17 protein-coding genes are annotated in these 16,477 nt (G+C 63.2%); 4 read left to right on the top strand and 13 right to left on the bottom strand.

The genetic code is table 11. The features are described 5' to 3' along the window. Nucleotides 1–22: 22 nt before the first annotated feature. The 7 genes from AC0L3K_RS06165 to AC0L3K_RS06195 all read right to left on the bottom strand — a co-directional run bounded on the left by AC0L3K_RS06165 (nucleotide 23) and on the right by AC0L3K_RS06195 (nucleotide 6,499). The gene (locus AC0L3K_RS06165) at nucleotides 23–1,180 is read right to left on the bottom strand and encodes a helix-turn-helix transcriptional regulator (RefSeq protein WP_007592388.1); all 1,158 of its coding nucleotides are present in this window, start codon (nucleotides 1,178–1,180) and stop codon (nucleotides 23–25) included. Nucleotides 1,181–1,500: 320 nt separating this feature from the next. After that, nucleotides 1,501–2,013, bottom strand: a complete 513-nt coding sequence (locus tag AC0L3K_RS06170) for a hypothetical protein (protein ID WP_007592391.1) — start codon at nucleotides 2,011–2,013, stop codon at nucleotides 1,501–1,503. Nucleotides 2,014–2,106: 93 nt separating this feature from the next. Continuing rightward, nucleotides 2,107–2,553, bottom strand: coding sequence for a MaoC family dehydratase (locus AC0L3K_RS06175; RefSeq protein ID WP_354161313.1), 447 nt, complete (start codon nucleotides 2,551–2,553; stop codon nucleotides 2,107–2,109). Nucleotides 2,554–2,934: 381 nt separating this feature from the next. Continuing rightward, nucleotides 2,935–3,357 carry a hypothetical protein gene (locus tag AC0L3K_RS06180; protein ID WP_007592397.1) on the bottom strand — a complete coding sequence of 141 codons (423 nt, stop codon included), beginning with the start codon at nucleotides 3,355–3,357 and terminating at the stop codon, nucleotides 2,935–2,937. Nucleotides 3,358–3,369: 12 nt separating this feature from the next. Beyond that, nucleotides 3,370–3,591 carry a hypothetical protein gene (locus tag AC0L3K_RS06185; RefSeq protein ID WP_007592399.1) on the bottom strand — a complete coding sequence of 74 codons (222 nt, stop codon included), beginning with the start codon at nucleotides 3,589–3,591 and terminating at the stop codon, nucleotides 3,370–3,372. Nucleotides 3,592–3,787: 196 nt separating this feature from the next. After that, a complete protein-coding gene (locus tag AC0L3K_RS06190) occupies nucleotides 3,788–4,606 on the bottom strand; it encodes a lytic murein transglycosylase (protein WP_007592401.1) in 819 nt (272 codons plus the stop codon). A gap of 39 nt (nucleotides 4,607–4,645) precedes the next feature. Beyond that, nucleotides 4,646–6,499, bottom strand: a complete 1,854-nt coding sequence (locus AC0L3K_RS06195; protein ID WP_007592403.1) for a flavin-containing monooxygenase — start codon at nucleotides 6,497–6,499, stop codon at nucleotides 4,646–4,648. A 177-nt stretch (nucleotides 6,500–6,676) separates the two neighbouring features. Here AC0L3K_RS06195 and AC0L3K_RS06200 point away from each other — a divergent pair, with 177 nt between their 5' ends. Both AC0L3K_RS06200 and AC0L3K_RS06205 read left to right on the top strand, forming a co-directional pair. Then, nucleotides 6,677–8,302, top strand: a complete 1,626-nt coding sequence (locus tag AC0L3K_RS06200) for a long-chain fatty acid--CoA ligase (protein WP_007592405.1) — start codon at nucleotides 6,677–6,679, stop codon at nucleotides 8,300–8,302. A gap of 43 nt (nucleotides 8,303–8,345) precedes the next feature. Continuing rightward, complete coding sequence (locus AC0L3K_RS06205) at nucleotides 8,346–9,557, top strand: acyl-CoA dehydrogenase family protein (RefSeq protein ID WP_473365605.1); 1,212 nt, start codon at nucleotides 8,346–8,348, stop codon at nucleotides 9,555–9,557. Between the two features lie 211 nt (nucleotides 9,558–9,768). On the opposite strand, the gene AC0L3K_RS06210 is transcribed toward AC0L3K_RS06205, so the two are convergent. Together AC0L3K_RS06210 and AC0L3K_RS06215 are read right to left on the bottom strand one after the other, a co-directional pair. Beyond that, nucleotides 9,769–10,677, bottom strand: a complete 909-nt coding sequence (locus tag AC0L3K_RS06210; protein ID WP_007592406.1) for an amino acid ABC transporter substrate-binding protein — start codon at nucleotides 10,675–10,677, stop codon at nucleotides 9,769–9,771. Nucleotides 10,678–10,855: 178 nt separating this feature from the next. After that, nucleotides 10,856–11,275: a nuclear transport factor 2 family protein gene (locus AC0L3K_RS06215; protein WP_007592408.1), complete on the bottom strand. Its 420-nt coding sequence runs from the start codon at nucleotides 11,273–11,275 to the stop codon at nucleotides 10,856–10,858. Between the two features lie 142 nt (nucleotides 11,276–11,417). Here AC0L3K_RS06215 and AC0L3K_RS06220 point away from each other — a divergent pair, with 142 nt between their 5' ends. Further along, nucleotides 11,418–12,659, top strand: coding sequence for an amidohydrolase family protein (locus AC0L3K_RS06220; RefSeq protein WP_007592410.1), 1,242 nt, complete (start codon nucleotides 11,418–11,420; stop codon nucleotides 12,657–12,659). A 213-nt stretch (nucleotides 12,660–12,872) separates the two neighbouring features. Next, entirely contained in the window at nucleotides 12,873–13,184 is a 312-nt protein-coding gene (locus AC0L3K_RS06225; protein WP_007592412.1) for a hypothetical protein, read from the top strand. A gap of 12 nt (nucleotides 13,185–13,196) precedes the next feature. On the opposite strand, the gene AC0L3K_RS06230 is transcribed toward AC0L3K_RS06225, so the two are convergent. The 4 genes from AC0L3K_RS06230 to AC0L3K_RS06245 form a co-directional block, all read right to left on the bottom strand. Next, on the bottom strand, nucleotides 13,197–14,120 hold the full coding sequence (locus tag AC0L3K_RS06230; protein ID WP_007592414.1) for a DUF1932 domain-containing protein: 924 nt from the start codon (nucleotides 14,118–14,120) through the stop codon (nucleotides 13,197–13,199). Further along, nucleotides 14,120–14,989, bottom strand: a complete 870-nt coding sequence (locus AC0L3K_RS06235) for a substrate-binding domain-containing protein (protein WP_007592417.1) — start codon at nucleotides 14,987–14,989, stop codon at nucleotides 14,120–14,122. The genes AC0L3K_RS06230 and AC0L3K_RS06235 overlap by 1 nt, the downstream gene beginning before the upstream one ends. Before the next feature lie 83 nt (nucleotides 14,990–15,072). Further along, nucleotides 15,073–15,756, bottom strand: a complete 684-nt coding sequence (locus AC0L3K_RS06240) for a 4-carboxy-4-hydroxy-2-oxoadipate aldolase/oxaloacetate decarboxylase (RefSeq protein WP_473365606.1) — start codon at nucleotides 15,754–15,756, stop codon at nucleotides 15,073–15,075. Beyond that, nucleotides 15,753–16,466: a PIG-L deacetylase family protein gene (locus tag AC0L3K_RS06245; RefSeq protein ID WP_219682585.1), complete on the bottom strand. Its 714-nt coding sequence runs from the start codon at nucleotides 16,464–16,466 to the stop codon at nucleotides 15,753–15,755. The genes AC0L3K_RS06240 and AC0L3K_RS06245 overlap by 4 nt, the downstream gene beginning before the upstream one ends. Nucleotides 16,467–16,477: the final 11 nt, after the last annotated feature.

Below are 16,477 nucleotides of genomic sequence, written 5' to 3' on the forward strand. Positions count from 1 at the left end.
CCGGCGAACCATGTGAAATAAATCACAAGGCATCGTCACCGTCGTTCGTGCGGCGCGCGAATGGAACGGCAAAGCCGGTGGCAATCTTGACCAAGTCGGCCTGCCTGCCGGCGCCAGTCTTCTCGAACAGGCGGCCGAGATGCGTCTTCACGGTCGTTTCGGCGATGCCGAGCTTTGCCGCAATGTCGGGAACGCCGCCAATCTCGATAATTGCCATCAATACGCGCAATTCGGACGGTGTCAGCCTGAAGGCCGCAGCGATCGCATCGGCTGCGAGCCATGTCGCCGCCGATGCCTTCTGAACGAACAGCACCGTGGCTGCAGCATCTCGCGATGGAGTGCGATCGCGCTTCAAGGGAAAAGCGTGGAGCAGATAGTGCTGCCCATCAACTGATGTCGCAAGCTCGATCTGACGGGGGGCAGCGGAACGAGTTTCGTTGCCCGCATCGATTTCGCACAGGCCGCGGAATATTTTGTCCGTCTGGGTGTTGCGGGCCACGATCCGGTCACCGACCATTGCGAGCAGGCTGGCATCGGCGAACAGCCCGCGGGATGCTGCGTTGGCATGCACGACCCGGCCATCTGCGTCGAGCAGGCAGATCGCCGTGCTCAGCCCATCGAGGACATCGGCAAGGTCGTCCACGGTATGCGAGCGTGCCCTGATCTGCCGGCCCATGATTCTGGAACGCTGGAGGTGCGGAGCGAGCAGCCGCATGCGCTCGCGCATCGGCTCGTCAACGAGTCCGCGCGAGCGGTGGCGCAACACCTGCAGGATGGTGGTGCGTGTCTCCGACTTCTCGAGCGCGACGGTTGCAAGGTCAATCGCTCCTTGTGGTTCCACCCACTCGCGATAGAAGCTCGTTGCCAGGAAATCCGCCTGAGGCATGATGTCGGCTACGCCGATCGTCTGCTCCGCCGCGAGCGAGAGATGACGATCGAGCAGAGGGTCCAGCTCCACGTATCGGTCGCGATAAAGCTGGCGGAAGCGGGATTCGGTGCCAAAATGCTCGTGGATCTCGATCGAGAGCCGGGCTCTGTCCCTGGACAGGATGGTCGCGGCACATCCGCCGACGAAATGCGAAATCTGTTCCAGCACCCCGCTGCGCAACGCGGGATCGACCGCCGCGTCGTAGATCTCGCCGACGAGGGACGAAAATCGATTTGCGTGGAGGATTGTCATCGGCCGGACGATGCAATCTGCGTATGGCTCGCGCGCGAGAGAGAGATCGCGATCCGGGGCCAGCCGGAGGAGACGGGCCGGTCAATCGCCGCCTTCGACGCGGAGAAAACGTTGCAACGAAATGCTGGAATATCGAACATCGTCCTTGCGTAACGTCAACCGCAGAATGCGGCTTGGACGTTTTCGCCAAAGACTAGGATAAATGCGAACAGCGCGCGGACTGTGTGCGATGAGTCACGTGTGCGATACGTCAGGCGCCGGTCGCGCTGCAGAACCCTTTCGCCACCGATCCCGCCGGCCTCGCATCCGGCTCCGGCAACCTACTTGCGATTCTCCTCGCAGAATTTCAGCGCCGCCAGCGCTTCACCGGCACGCGGCACCTGTATCTCGATGCTGTCGTCGTCATCGTCCTCGAAATCGAGCGAGAGGCGCTTGGCCCTGGACAGCCGGTCCATCATGGACTGATCGTATTCGAAAATGCCGCGCACGGTGGTCTTGTCCATGACCTCCCACTTGGCCTTCTTCATGATATCGGCGTCATCGGTTCCGACATCGGCTCGGAGGATCTCGCCCACCTTGTCCCACTCCCAGCCGTCATAGATCATGACGATGACGATCGCCTTCTCGGAATAGGTGATGACGATGACGTAGTCCCGGTTCTCGTCTTCCTTGTCCTTGTAGCCGCGGCTCGCATTGCAATGTGCGTCCTGCGTGCGCTTCTCGATGGTCCAGTCGCCGACTTTGGATTGTTGCGCCTGCACCGGTCTTGCGGTCAAAGCGACTGCGCTCAAGGCGCCGGTCAGCAACCCGGCGGCGAGAAGAGATCGTTTCATGTCAGCCTCCAGCGTGTTCCCCGGACCGAGATGACCACCTCTGCCGGTGACCCGCAAGGGCTTCTGGCGGCTGCGTAGGGCGCCGACCCTGCCCTACTCCCGCCGCGGCACGATCGCGATCGGGGTGAAGGTGTAAACCTCCTCGCCGTTCTGGTTGAACATGGTCCATTTCACCAGCGCGATGCCCTGCGGCTTCGACTTCGACGGCGTGAGGCTGATGACCTCCCCGACCAGATGCAGGCGGTCATCGGGCCGTACCGGGATGGTCCAGCGCAGCCCGTCGACGCCGGCGCCGATCAGCGGATGCGGGCCGAAGGGGCGGGTCTGGATCGCGAGGCTCATGGCAATCGCGGCGGTGTGCCATCCCGAGGCAGCGAGACCCCTGAACAGGGTCCGCTTGGCGGCTTCATGGTCGAGATGCATCGGCTGCGGATCGAACTCGGCCGCGAACCGCTTGATGTCGGCCTCGGTGACGTGAACTTCGGGGGATTTGAACTGCATTCCAATGGTGAGATCGTCGAACCACTCGACCTGCGCCATGATTTCGCCTCGCAATGTGATGCGCCGCCTCGCGGCTAACAGGGTTGAGCAAGAGCGGGATGTAGCGGCTCCGCAGCGCACAAACTAGCCTGGGACTCCCCCAAGAAACCCGTTTCCAGATGCGACGAAACACGCCTGAAACAGATGGTCGGTTATCTAGTTGTCAAAATCATACAGGGACGGCCATCATGCAATTCTTCCTCGACCTGATCTGGGATTACTCCTGCTGTCAGCACCTCGTCGCCCTACCGCTGCAGGAGGACGAGCTATGATCGAACTGATCTCGGCCTTGCTTGCGCTTTGCAGCGTCGGCGTTTTTGCAGCGCACGCGGTAGATGCCTATCGCACCACACATTACTGATGGGCACTGATAGGCCCACCCTAGAACGGCCGCCGGTAGAAGTGCTCCGAATGTGTTGCCGGCGGAAACCTGTTGGCGAGCGCGAGAGCTCCCCTTTCGTCGGTCTCGAGCGCGATCTTCTGTGCGAGCATGACGTCGCCGGGGACGAGAAAGCCTGACGGGACGAAGCACCACCCCATCGTCGCATTTCCGGCCGCGTCGATCTCATGGACATTTGCGGCGGTGCCATAATGGATGCGATACGTCTTGCCGGTATCGCAGCCGACGACATCGAAATGCCGGTACTGCTCGAATTGCGCGCGCTGCGCCGGTGACAGCCATTCGGCCAGGAGCCGGCGACCCCGGGCATCCGGCGTGTTCTCGCCGAAGAAGCGCCGATAGAGTTCGCGTAGCGCATGCAAACGCGCACGCGCCGGCGCGCGGAGCCAGACTGCCGCGATCATGAGCAGCTCAGATCAACCGCCGACCAGGCGGGGATAGAACAGCGTTTCCTGCGCGGTCGGGTCAAACGATCGGATCCGGGTGACTTCGCCAGGTCCGGTTCGCAGCGCGGCGGTGAAGCCCGCTCCGGTCAGCTCCCGAAAGCGCCGTTCGGCCCGCGCCAGCGCTTCGGCATTGCCAGGATCAAACTCGTGGCGCGTGTCGCCAGTCTGGTCCATCACGATCTGGGTTGCCATGTTGAGTCTCCTCATGCCCAGCCCTGTTCGATCAAAGCAAACCTCGTGCCGTCGGTTCCAGTTGGCAACAACTTTCTCTTGCCCGCGCATCACGCCTTGCTGAGCAGGAGCGTGTCCAAGCGAAGTGGATGCCGGTTCGCCTGAGGAAAACGCGCCAAAACAAGGAGCCAGAGCCCCGTTGGAAACGGGGCTCTGGTCAGCGCGAGGCGGCCGTACCTCCGCCCTCATCGATCTGCCGTCCCATCAGGGCGATCGCCTTCTGATAAACGCCGGCGGCATTCCAGGCTTCGATGGCGGCGAAATTCGGCTCGCCCGGCTGGTAACCCGCTCCGGCACGCCAGCCATGGGCTTTCAGGAAATTCGCTGTCGAGTTCAGCGCATTGGCGGCAACTTCGAGATTGCCGGTGCCGTAGGCCAGGATGTTCTTGGGCATGAACTGGGTCTGACCGACTTCGCCGTGCATCGAGCCGCGGGTTGCCCCCGACAGCGTGCCGCGATCGATCAGCTTCAGCGCCGCATAGAGCTGCTCGGTGAAGAATTCGGGACGGCGGCAGTCATAGGCGAGCGTCGCAATCGAGGAGAGCATGTTCTGGTTGCCGCGCTGGCTGCCGAATCCGGTCTCCATGCCCCAGATCGCGATCAGCGGCCCCGGCGGGACGCCATAGCGCTGCTGGATCGAGGCGAACAAGGCGGCCTGCGAGTTCTTGAGCTGACGCCCCTTGGCGACGATGGTGGTGGCGCCGCGCTTGGCGAGGAACTGGTCGAGCGACAGCGAGAAGCTGCGCTGGCCGCGGTCGGCCGCGATGGTGGCACTCGCGTAATTGGTCTGCATCAGCGCCGCGAGCGCGGTCTGGCCGATGCCCTTGCCCTGCGCTTCCGCACTGAACTCGCGCTTCCAGGTCTCGAAGCCGGCCGACGAACTGCCGCATTGCGCGGCTTGGGCGGCGGGCGCCAGGCAGCCGAGCAGCGTCATCGCCCCGAAAACCGCCGCAGCTACAGTTCTGCCCCTGATCATGTCTAATGTCCTCTCTCTGGCGCGATCCAATGCCCGAGTTTACCCGGACGAAGGCGCCGACTCCATGGCGTGATCATACGACAGTTCCAGTCCATCCAAATTGCCCTCCTTGCGCCACTTGTCGAGCAGCCGCAGGAATGCCACCGGCCCGCGCCAATACTGGCTGTTTCTCGCCGCGATCGGATCGAACACGCCTTCATTGTTGTAGTAGCCGGGCGTGCATTCAGCGAGATAGGTCTGGCGGCCGAGCGCGGCTTTGACCACCTCCTCGACCCAGGCGTTCTCGGCATCGAGCGTCGGCTCCAGCGTCCGCGCTTTGCGCTTGCGCGCCTCGGCGATCACATAGGCGATGTGCTGCGACTGCTCGTCGATGATGTGCGGAAAGTTGGCGCTCTGGCCGGCCTGCACCATGACGATCAGGAAGCAGTTCGGGAAGCCGCGGCTGTAGAAGCCATGCATCGTCTTGACGCCGTCGCGCCAGCGCTCGGACAGGCGCGTGCCATCGCGTCCATAAATCTCGAAGCCCATACGACGGGCGTAATCGGTACCGACTTCGAAACCGCTGGCATAGATCAGGCAGTCGAGTTCGTAGGCGTGGCCGTCGACCACGACGGCATTCTCGGTGATGCGATCGACGCCCTGTCCCCTGGTATCGACGAGATGCACATTGGGACGATTGAACGTGTCGAGATATTCGTCGTGGAAACACGGCCGCTTGCAGAAGGCCTTGTACCAGGGCTTTAACGCCGAAGCAGTCATCTCATCCTTGACGATCGCATCGACGCGCGCCCGGATCTCTTCCATCTTGCGATAATCAGCCTGCTCGATGACCTTGAGCGCCTCCTCGATCGAGGTCACCGGCTGGGGCTGGCGGCGCGGCGCCAGCAGGATCTCGCCGAGCAGGCCGGTCCAGCCGTCCTGCACCAGATCCTGTTCGAATGGCTCGCCCGAGATCACGGCGGTGAAATTGTCCATGCGTTCGCGCTGCCAGCCAGGCCTGAGCCCCTGCGCCCAGCTCTGATCCGTCGGGCGGTCGTCGCGCACGCCGATCGCCGACGGCGTACGTTGGAAGACGTAGAGCTCCTTGGCCGAGCGGCCGAGATGCGGCACGCATTGCACGGCGGTGGCGCCGGTGCCAATGATCCCGACGCGCTTGTCGCCAAGACCGGTCAGACCACCTTCGGCCGTGCCTCCGGTGTAGGCGTAATCCCAGCGGCTGGTGTGGAAGCTGTGTCCTCTGAAGCTTTCGATGCCGGGAATACCCGGCAGCTTCGGACGGCTCAACGGGCCGCCAGCGAGGATGACGAAGCGCGCGCGGATGCAATCACCGCGATCGGTCTCGACCAGCCAGCGTGCCTCGTACTCCTGCCATTCCATGCGCGTGATGACGGTCTGAAACAGAGCGCGCTCATAGAGGCCGAAGTGACGGCCGATGCGGCGCGAATGTTCGTAGATCTCGGGTGCTCGCGCATATTTGCGCACCGGCATGTAGCCGGTCTCTTCCAGCAACGGCAGGTAAATGTAGCTCTCGGTATCGCAGGCCGCACCAGGGTAGCGATTCCAGTACCAGGTGCCGCCGAAATCGGCGGCCTTTTCCACGACCCGGAAATCATCGATGCCGGCTTCGCGCAGTCGCGCGCCACACAGAAGGCCGCCGAAGCCGCCGCCGACGATGAGCACCTCGTTCTGTTCGCTGACGGCCTCGCGCGCGAATCCGGAATTGGCCCAGGGATCGTCGAGATAGCGCCCGAACTCGCCGGTCATCTCGACATATTGCGCCTTGCCTTCGGCGCGCAGGCGCCGATCGCGCTCGTCGCGATAGCGCGCACGGAGTGCGTCAATGTCGAGTGTAGATTCGCCGGCTGCACCGGTCTTGTGTCTTTCCGCTGACATTCATTTCCTCCCGGGCGGAAACTGCTTCGCCGGCAGCTCGCATCACTTAGCCCTGAAAAAGAGACGCATGCAATCACGTCCCTCGCTTTTTACGTGAACGTCGCGTGGCGTTCCGCTAACCTCAAGCGCACATCACAAGCGCACGCCATGCAACGACATGGCGGTCCGGAGGAGACGATGCAGGGATTGATGATGGACATGCCGCTCCTGATCAGCGGCCTGATCCAGTATGCGGCCGATTATCACGGCGAGGCCGAGGTCGTCGCCCGCGAGATCGAGGGCGACATCCATCGCTACACCTATGCCGACGCCCATCCGCGCATCAAGCGCATGGCATTGGCCCTCAAGAGGCTCGGCATGATGCCCGGCGACAGGGTCGGCACGCTGGCCTGGAATACGCACCGTCACTTCGAGATGTTCTATGCCGCGCCGGGCATGGGCTACGTGTTGCACACCGTCAACCCGCGGCTGTTTCCCGAACAACTCGTCTACATCGTCAATCACGCCGAGGACCGCCTGCTGTTCATCGACCGCGCCACGCTGCCGATCGTGGAGGCAATCGCGCCGCAGCTCACATCGATCGAAGCCTATGTCGTGATGTCCTCGCGCGAGCGGATGCCGGAGACCAGGCTTGCCAACGTCCATTGCTACGAGGACCTGCTGGAGAACGAGCACGACGCCGGCTTCGTCTGGCCGGAGTTCGACGAAAAGTCGGCGTCCACGATCTGCTACACCTCCGGCACCACCGGCAATCCGAAGGGCGTAATCTATTCGCACCGCGCCGCGATCCTGCAGACCATGGTCTCCTGCAATTTCGACTTCCTGCCCGGGCACCTGGAAGGCGTGCGCGAGGTGATGATGCCGATGGCGCCGCTGTTCCACGGCAACGGTTGGAACATGCCGTTCACCGCGCCCTATACCGGCTCGAAGCTGGTGCTGCCCGGCCGCAATTACGAGCCGGACAAGCTCTACGAATTGCTCGAAGGCGAGAAGGTGACGCTGTCGGCGGGCGTGCCAAGCTTCTGGCTGATCCTGCTCGACTGGCTCGGACGCACCAGCAACAGGTTCTCGACGCTTCGTGCAACATTGTCGTCTGGCTCGGCGCCGCCGCGCGCGATGGTCGAGAAGCTCAAGCGTGAGTATGACATCGACTACATCCAGGCGTGGGGCATGACCGAGGCGCTCGGCTGCTCAATGCCTGGCCTGCGGCCGGGCTCCGAGCATCTCGACGACAAGGAGAGGTTCGACCGCCGCCAGGTGTCCGGCCGCGCCTGTTTCGGCACCGCCTTGCGCATCGTCGACGACGGCGGCAACGAGCTGCCGCGCGACGGCAAGAGCGTCGGCCATCTGCGCGCGCGAGGACCGTGGGTTGCGTCCGGCTACATGAAACTCGAAGAAGGCCTGGACCGCGACGGCTGGCTGATCACCGGCGACATGGCCGTGATCGACCCCCAGGGCCACGTCACGCTGACCGACCGCTCCAAGGATGTCATCAAGTCCGGAGGCGAATGGATCTCCTCGATCCAGCTCGAGGACGTCGCCTTGTCTCACCCCGATGTGCTGCAAGCCGCCGTGGTCGCGATCAACCATGAGAAATGGCAGGAGCGGCCTCTGCTCCTCGTCGTCCGCAAGAAGGGCACGACCGTCGACGGCAAGACGCTGCTCGACCACATGCGCCCCAAGATCGCGAGCTGGTGGATGCCCGACGCCGTCGAATTCATGGACGAGTTCCCGATGACCGGCACCGGCAAGGTGCTCAAATCCGCGCTGCGCGAGAAATTCAAAGAGTATCGCGTCGCCTGAGCCGATTGCGCACCGGCCTGTCCATCGATTGAGGAGACCAAAGATGCTCTACTCGATGTCCCCCAAAATCGTTGAGCTCAAGCGCAGGCTCGAAAGTTTCATGGACCGGCACATCTATCCGAACGAGGAACGCTTTTATCGCGAGGCGGAGGAGCTGGGCCCCTGGAAGGTCTATCCGGTCGTCGAGGAGCTGAAGCCGCTGGCGCGCGCCGAAGGCCTCTGGAATCTGTTCCTGCCGGACTCCGGCTACGGTGCGGGCCTCACCAACCTCGAATATGCCCCGCTCTGCGAGGTCATGGGCCGCTCGCATCTCGCGCCCGAAGTCTTCAACTGTTCGGCGCCCGATACCGGCAACATGGAGGTGCTGGAGCGCTATGGCACGGAGAACGACAAGGAGCGCTGGCTGAAGCCGCTGCTCGCTGGCGAAATCCGCTCCTGCTTCGCCATGACCGAGCCCGCCGTCGCATCGTCCGATGCGACCAACATCGAAAGCTCGATCGTCCGCGACGGCGACCATTACGTCATCAACGGCCGCAAATGGTACACCACCAACGCGACCGACCCGCGCTGCAAGATCTGCATCTTCATGGGCAAGACCGATCCTGACAATGCGGACCGCCACAAGCAGCAATCCATGATCCTGGTGCCGATGGACACAGCGGGCGTCGAGGTCAAGCGTCCCCTGCCCGTGTTCGGCTTCTACGGCGTGCCCGACCGTGCCTCCGAGGTCGTCTTCACCAATGTGCGCGTGCCCAAGGAGAACATGCTGCTCGGCGAGGGCCGCGGTTTCGAAATCGCGCAGGGACGCCTCGGCCCCGGCCGCATCCACCATTGCATGCGGCTGATCGGGCTCTCCGAGCGCACACTGGAGAAGATGTGCCGCCGGGTGCGCAGCCGCGTCGCCTTCGGCAGGCCGGTTTCCGAGCAGACGGTGACGCAGGAGCGAATCGCTGAAGCCCGCATCATGATCGAGCAGGCCCGGTTGCTGACGCTCAACGCCGCCCACGCGATGGACACCGTCGGCAACAAGGTGGCGAAAGCCGAGATCGCGATGATCAAGGTCGCTGTGCCCAACATGGCCTGCCAGATCATCGACTGGGCGATCCAGGCCCATGGCGGCGGCGGCACGTCGAACGATTTCGGATTGACGCAGGCCTACGCGACCGCGCGCTTGCTGCGTCTCGCCGACGGCCCGGACGAGGTCCACAGGAACCAGATCGCGCGGTTCGAGCTGAAGAAATATTCGAACGCGTAAAACACTGCACTCGCCGGAAGCACAGTGCCATCTTCCCTTCTCCCCTTGCGGGAGAAGGTGGCGCGAAGCGCCGGACGAGAGGTATCTATCCGCGGAGACAGACCCCTCACCCGAGCGAGTCTGCGTCCACCAGCGGAGATGCCCTCTCCCGCAAGGGGCGAGGGCACAATGACACGCAGCCGATTGCAACCAGCGCCTTGGCGCCCTCGCCTCAGTTGACCACGTACACATCCGGATCGAAGCTGGAGCTCGGCTTCTTGAAGGCGTTGCGCAAGGCGCCCGACATCGGGACGTTGTAGTTGAGGCCGTTCGGCGGCGTCGGCGATTCCAGCCACTTCTTGTAGAGGACCTCGATCTCCTGGCTGGCGTACAGCTCTGCAGTCGCGCGGTCGGCGAGCGCCTTGAACGGCGCGTCCTCCCGCCGCAGCATGATCCCGTAAGGCTCGGGCTTCGAGAACGTCTCCTCGCTGATCATGAACAGCTGCGGCTCCTTCGAGCGCGCGATCGCGACCGCGAGCTGCACGTCGTCGAGCGCGTAGGCCTGGGCGCGGTCGGTTTCCAGCAACAGGAAGGCCTCGGCCTGGTCCTTGGCCGGCATCACGTTGATGCCGAGATTGCGCTCGGTGTTGACCTTGGCGAGCTGCGTCAAATTGACCGAGCCGGCCACCGCGGTCACCGCTTTGCCCTTGAGATCGTCGATGGTGTTGATCTTTGCGGCTTTCTTGGCCGCAAATCGCGTTGCGCTGAGGAAGTGCGTGTTGGTGAAGGCGACCTGCTTCTGGCGATCGGCATTGTTGGTGGTCGCCGAGCAATGCAGGTCGAGCGTCCCGTTGACCATCAGCGGAATCCGGTTCGACGACGTCACGGCGAGAGTGTCGACCGCGATGTCGGGCATGCCGAGCTGCTTCTTTACGGCATCCACGATTCTAAGGCAGATATCCATGGCAAAGCCGACCGGCTTCTGGTTGCCATCGAGATAGCTGAACGGGACCGAAGCCTCCTGATAGCCCAGCGTGATCTTCTTGGTCTCTTTGACTTTCTGAAGCGTACCCGACAGGTCTTCGGCGGAGGCGGCAGTTGCAAGGCATGTGAAGGCCAGGACAACAGTGGGTAAACGCATTGGGAACTCCTCGAGGAGGCTCGCGCCTCCATGCCGGGCGCAGCAATCGCACCGTTGATAACGCAGGGGCGCGGCAGCCGCCAGACGAGCTTGCGTCTACCAGCTATCGCGGCTTGCGATATGGTGACCGGCCGTTTGTCTCTGTGGAGTCAGGGCAGCTCAAGCGCCAGGATGGCGCTTACGCATCGATACCGCGCTGGACCAGGATGCGCTCGGCGCTGTCGTTCCAGACATCCATCTTGGTGATCTGGCCATTCCGGACCACGAAGCGGTCGACGTAGCGGTTGCCCTCGAATGAGGTCCCATCTTTCCATTCGCCGTAGAGCGTGCCGACACTATAGACCACGGTCTCGCCGTCGCCGGGGCAGACGTCGAACCGATCCATCTTCTTCTTGACCCAGCGGTAGCGCTTGGCGTTGAACCCGGCCGGGCCCCGCGGATGATCGAACTCGCGCCCGCCGGTAAAGGTGATCACCGTGCCCGGCGCCATATAGGCCGCCGCGGCGTCCGGATCGGGGATCATCGACGCCGTGAGATAGGCTTCAACGATCTCGGCGTCGGACGACGGACCGGCTTCGGCTTTTGCGGTAGCGGACATGGTCATTCTCCCGGGGTTGCGGAATACTAACGCCGCTCTCGGGGAATACGTGCATATATTTTGAACATTTCCGTCGCTACACTGCCGACAATCTGGAGCCGCCAAACGCGGCCGAATGCACTAAATTCCTTCCCCAAGAGCCATGACAACGCAACCCGCCTTTGACCTCATCTTTCGCAACGCCTTGCTGCGTGGTGCCGCCGACCCGATGGACATCGGCGTCACGCGCGGCCGGATCACCGCCATCGAACCGACGCTCGCCTGCGAGGCCGTTGAGGTCGATGTCGGCGGGCGTCTCGCCCTGCCCGGCTTCGTCGACAGCCACATCCATCTCGATAAAGCCTGCCTGCTCGGCCGCTGCGGGCATGATCACGGCAGCGTCTCCGAAGCGATCCGCGCCGTCTCCGGGATGAAGAAGGATTTCTCGGTCGAGGACGTCTACGCGCGCGGCGCCCGGGTGCTCGAACGTGCCATCGTCCACGGCACCACGCGCATGCGAACCCACGTCGAGATCGATCCGCGCATCGGCTTGCGCGGCTTCGAGGCGGTGAAGGCGCTGAAGCGTGACTATGCCTGGGCGATCGACCTGTCGCTCTGTGTCTTTCCGCAGGAAGGCCTCACCAACGATCCCGGCAGCGAGGAGCTTCTGATCCAGGCGCTGCGCGACGGGGGCGCGGTGATCGGCGGCTGTCCTTACACGGACACCGATCCGAACGCCCATCTCGCACGCATCTTCGACCTCGCCGAGGCGTTCGACGTGGACGTCGATCTCCATCTCGATTTTGATCTCAATCCCTCCTGGTGGCACCTCGACGAGGTCTGCCGGCAGACCGAGCGGCGCAACTACGGGGGCCGCGTGGCAATCGGCCATGCGACGAAGCTCTCCGCACTGCCACCGGAGCGGCTGAGGGCCGCCACTGCGCAACTGGAGAAGGCCGGCGTAGCCGTCACCGTGCTGCCGGCAACCGATCTCTATTTGATGGGGCGCGAGGCGACCCACAACGTGCCACGCGGGCTGACGCTCGTCCACAAGCTCGCCGGCGACGGCGTGCTGTGCTCGATCGCGACCAACAACGTGCTCAATCCCTTCACGCCGTTCGGTGATGCCTCACTGCTGCGAATGGCGAATTTCTACGCCAACGTCGCGCATGCCTCGGTCAACGACTTCGATACCTGCCTTGATCTCGTGACCGAGCTGCCGGCGCGGCTGATGAACCTCGGGGATTACGGCATCGAGGTTGGGAATCCGGCCGATCTCGTTGTGCTCGACACGCAAGACAGCCGCTTCGCCATCGCCGAGCTGCCGGATATCGTGATGGGCTTCAAGAGCGGCCGACAGACTTTTGCACGGCAACGGCCCACTCTATTTCGCCCTGGTTCCTGATCCGCTCTCAATGCATATCTGCATTGAAGGGCGTCTGATTCCCCCGCAGCTTCCGTTCGATGTTACCGCCCATCGTTCCGCAATTCCGAATCCGGTAGATTCCCGGATAGTAGATTCTTGCTGATTCTCGATAGCTGCGCGCATTGCAAGTCCCGCGGTGCCCGTCATAGTAGGATCGGCACTGATGTCTGCATTCAACGGGGAAGCATCGACATGTTCAGCGCATTCAGCGGCATCGAGCACCAATCCAATCGAGCGAGAACGCCCAGCGAGGCCGCGGTGAAGCGGCTCGACGGCATCGGGCACGTCCTGTCGGACCTCGATCTGGCGGGCGTCCGGACACAGGATGAGCTAACGCGCATGCTCCTGACGCTCGATACCGCCGACAAGTGTATTCGATCGATCCGCGCAGAATTCCGGACCGAAGCCGCGAATGATCGGCTGGCCCGCAAGACGGAAGACCTGATGGCGTTGATCGAACGCGCCCGCGACGAGCTCACCGGCAGTCGCACGGCAAAGTCCTGAGCAGGAGCCGCCCTAGCTCTCGCGATTGATCTTCGCCAGGATTCGGTCCGCCTCGGTGCGCCAATCAGCGCTGCAGGCGAACTCCTTGGTGCCTTTCGTTCCGAACAGGCCCTCATCGGCGAGGTCCGCCACCCAGGCCTGCCGCTCGGCGGTGCCCTGCGCGGACCACGGCGTCAGCCCCGCTTCACGCACGGTCTCGGCGACCTCGCGTACTTCCTCGGCGCGGCGGCGGCCATGCTCGATCACGCGCTGGAAGCAATAAGCGCCCTGCTTCTCCCAATCGATCGTGGGAAAGGTTTCCGCCAGCGAAGCCAGTACCGCATCCTCGACGCCATAGGCGCGCGCGGTGGTGAAGCTCTCGATCACCATGGCTTCCAGGCCCTTGATCATGATGCTGCGACACATCTTCACCGCCGAGGAAACCCCGAGCTTGTCGCTCGCAACCTTTGCCGCAAAACCGATCGCGTTCAAGAGCGGCTCGAGTTCCCTGGCGTCGGGACCACCGAGCAGCAACGGCACCTTGATGCGATAAGGCGGCACCGACGTCATCACCGCGCCCTCGACATAACGTCCGGCGGCCCCATCGATCAGCGCGGCAGCGCACTGCTTGGCGCCGGGAGACGCCGAATTGAAATCCAGGAACCAGGTGCCTTGATTGATCGCGGCCGCGCAGGCCTCTGCCACCGGCACGGCCTGGCTCGCCGTGACCGCGGAGATGATGAAATCGGACTTCGCGGCCAGCTCGGCGTGAGACACCGCCAGCGCCACACCGAATTTCGCCGCATGCTCCATCAGCGGTGCGCCCTGCTCGCCCCCGAGCTTGATGTCAAAGGCTGTGACCGTGATGTCCTGCTGGCGCAAATCCTCGGCCAGGATCCTGCCGACCTCGCCGTAACCGACCAGTCCGATCTGCCATCGCCTGGGATCGCCCGCCATCAGTTCAGTCCTCGTGTTGTTGCGTCGAACAGCTCCTCGACAGCATAGCGGCGCGGGATCAGCGCCTGCTGGAACGCGTAGTCGACGATCAGCTCCAGCGACCTTCTGTTCGCTTCGATTCCGAACGGAACAAGGTCCGGCGTTGCCGCAGGCCCCGCCTGCGCCTTGTTTTGCTTGAGCAGATCATAGACGCCCGAAACCACGTCAGGACGCGATTTCGCCAGCTGCTCGGTCACGACCACGAGATGGTTGACCGGGACCACGCTGCGGCGCGCGTACCATATGGCGGCTTCCGCGGCCGGATCGGGGAACAGCGGCCTCAGTTTCGGATCGCTCGAGGCCTCACCGAGGACGGCGTCGAGCTCGCCGTCGAGCAGCATCTGCAAGATCTTCTTGCCCTTCGGCGCGCGCTCGGTGGTGTCGACATATTCGGCGACGTGCGGATCCTCGAAGGTGACCCAGCGGATCTTGCCGAGGTTGACGCCGTAGTCGTTGGCGAGGATGCCCCTGATCCAGGCTCCGGTCGTGGTCGTGAAGGAGCGGATGCCGATGCGCTTGCCTTCCAGATCGGACGGCCCAAGCGTTCCACGCGCAGGATTATAGAGCGCGTAGGAGTGCTGAAAGCGGCCGAGCATGGCTGCAGGCAGCAGCACCAGCGGCTTGCCATGCGCCTTCGCCATCAGATAGGTGACGATTGCCATCTCGCAGACGTCGAAGGCCTGCTCGCGCACCATCGGTTTGAACGCAGTGTTGGTCGGCGTGTATTCGATAAAGTCGAGGTCGAAGCGGTCGGAGCGGAGCTCGCCGCTCTTCACCGCCTCGACATGGCGGTGACTGCCGAGCACGGCCTTCAGCTTGAGACGATCCATCGGCCCACTCCGCTTCTCGAGAGCATGATCCGGAAAAGTGTGAAGCGGTTTTCCGAATAGATCATGCTCAAAAAATACTACGCTCAGACATCCTCGGGATCGTCGACGTAAACGAGCCCCGCTTTCGCCAAGGCCTCACGCATGCGGTACATGTCGAGGCCCAGCTCGCCCGAAGCCAGCCGCTTGCGCTTGCCGCCTTCGTCGGCGTTGCGCTTCTTCGCCTTCTCGGCGACCTCGGCTGCGTAGCGCTTCGGCACGACCACGACGCCGTCGTCATCGGCCACGACGATGTCGCCGGGATCGACGTTGACGCCGGCGCAGACCACGGGGACATTGACCGAGCCAAGCGTCGCCTTCACCGTGCCCTTCGCCGAGACCGCGCGCGACCACACTGGAAAGTTCATCTCGTGCAGCGCTTTGACGTCGCGGCAGCCGGCATCGATAATCAGCCCCTGCACGCCGCGCGCCTGCAGCGAGGTTGCGAGCAGCTCGCCGAACATGCCGTCGGTGTTGTCGGTGGTGCAGCCGACGACGAGAATGTCGCCCTTCCTGCACTGCTCGACCGCGACATGAATCATCCAGTTGTCGCCGGGTTGCGCCAGCACAGTGACGGCGGGACCGGCAATCGCGGCGCCAGCCCAGACCGGCCGCAAATACGGCTTCATCAGGCCGAGCCGGCCATAGGCCTCGTGCACGGTCGAGACGCCGTACTCCGCCATGGCGGCGGGATCGGCGCGCTTGATGTTACGAACGACGACGGGCTTCATGCCAGCTCCTCCGCTACCGTCGGGAACAGCCGCTGATAGGCCTCGCCATAGGTCATCGGCACGCCGGTGTTACGGCTGCCCTGGATGCCACGATTGAGCGCGACGCGCTCGTAATAGCCCCAGAGATGCTTCTGCGCAGCGAGGATCTGGAACGCCTCGTACTTCTCCTTCCAGACCTCGTCGATCTTGAGAAGCAGGTCCGGCTTGTAATTGCATTGCTCCGGCTGGTGCGGCTCGAACAGGAACACCGGCGGCGCCGAATATTTGTACTGCGCTCCGGGCTTGTGACCCATGGCCTGCGCGACCACGCGGGTTTCCTGCGCGAAATGCGCCGCGTTCGGATGGTCGAAATTATAGGGGTCCTCCAGCGCATGCGTCAGCACGAAGCTCGGATTGAGCTCGCGGTAGATGTCGACCATGCGGTTGAAATGCGCCTCGGTCAGCTTCAGCGGATAGTCGCCGCAGTCGAAGAACTCGATCTCGGCGCCGAGCAGTTTTGCAGCACGCTCCGCCTCGTCCTTGCGGCCGGCCTTGACCGATTCCAGCGTCGCGCCCTTCTCCTTCCAGGCGAACTGGCTCTCGCCGCGCTCGCCGAAGGACAAGCAGACGATCTTCATGCGATAGCCCTTCTTCGCATGCAGCGCGATGGCACCTCCAGCGCGCCAGACGAAATCGCCCGGATGGGCCGTGATCACGAGACCTGTTTTCATGGGACAAACTC

The organism is Bradyrhizobium sp. MI1.10 (genome assembly GCF_055811035.1).

Excerpts from the sequence above, each read along its gene's own strand:
- AC0L3K_RS06200 (WP_007592405.1), top strand. The coding sequence starts at position 6,677 with ATGCAGGGATTGATGATGGACATGCCGCTCCTGATCAGCGGCCTGATC.
- AC0L3K_RS06245 (WP_219682585.1), bottom strand. The coding sequence starts at position 16,466 with ATGAAAACAGGTCTCGTGATCACGGCCCATCCGGGCGATTTCGTCTGG.
- AC0L3K_RS06205 (WP_473365605.1), top strand. The coding sequence starts at position 8,346 with ATGCTCTACTCGATGTCCCCCAAAATCGTTGAGCTCAAGCGCAGGCTC.
- AC0L3K_RS06170 (WP_007592391.1), bottom strand. The coding sequence starts at position 2,013 with ATGAAACGATCTCTTCTCGCCGCCGGGTTGCTGACCGGCGCCTTGAGC.
- AC0L3K_RS06175 (WP_354161313.1), bottom strand. The coding sequence starts at position 2,553 with ATGGCGCAGGTCGAGTGGTTCGACGATCTCACCATTGGAATGCAGTTC.
- AC0L3K_RS06195 (WP_007592403.1), bottom strand. The coding sequence starts at position 6,499 with ATGTCAGCGGAAAGACACAAGACCGGTGCAGCCGGCGAATCTACACTC.
- AC0L3K_RS06180 (WP_007592397.1), bottom strand. The coding sequence starts at position 3,357 with ATGATCGCGGCAGTCTGGCTCCGCGCGCCGGCGCGTGCGCGTTTGCAT.
- AC0L3K_RS06230 (WP_007592414.1), bottom strand. The coding sequence starts at position 14,120 with ATGGCGGGCGATCCCAGGCGATGGCAGATCGGACTGGTCGGTTACGGC.
- AC0L3K_RS06190 (WP_007592401.1), bottom strand. The coding sequence starts at position 4,606 with ATGATCAGGGGCAGAACTGTAGCTGCGGCGGTTTTCGGGGCGATGACG.
- AC0L3K_RS06210 (WP_007592406.1), bottom strand. The coding sequence starts at position 10,677 with ATGCGTTTACCCACTGTTGTCCTGGCCTTCACATGCCTTGCAACTGCC.
- AC0L3K_RS06165 (WP_007592388.1), bottom strand. The coding sequence starts at position 1,180 with ATGACAATCCTCCACGCAAATCGATTTTCGTCCCTCGTCGGCGAGATC.
- AC0L3K_RS06225 (WP_007592412.1), top strand. The coding sequence starts at position 12,873 with ATGTTCAGCGCATTCAGCGGCATCGAGCACCAATCCAATCGAGCGAGA.
- AC0L3K_RS06240 (WP_473365606.1), bottom strand. The coding sequence starts at position 15,756 with ATGAAGCCCGTCGTCGTTCGTAACATCAAGCGCGCCGATCCCGCCGCC.
- AC0L3K_RS06215 (WP_007592408.1), bottom strand. The coding sequence starts at position 11,275 with ATGTCCGCTACCGCAAAAGCCGAAGCCGGTCCGTCGTCCGACGCCGAG.
- AC0L3K_RS06185 (WP_007592399.1), bottom strand. The coding sequence starts at position 3,591 with ATGGCAACCCAGATCGTGATGGACCAGACTGGCGACACGCGCCACGAG.
- AC0L3K_RS06235 (WP_007592417.1), bottom strand. The coding sequence starts at position 14,989 with ATGGATCGTCTCAAGCTGAAGGCCGTGCTCGGCAGTCACCGCCATGTC.
- AC0L3K_RS06220 (WP_007592410.1), top strand. The coding sequence starts at position 11,418 with ATGACAACGCAACCCGCCTTTGACCTCATCTTTCGCAACGCCTTGCTG.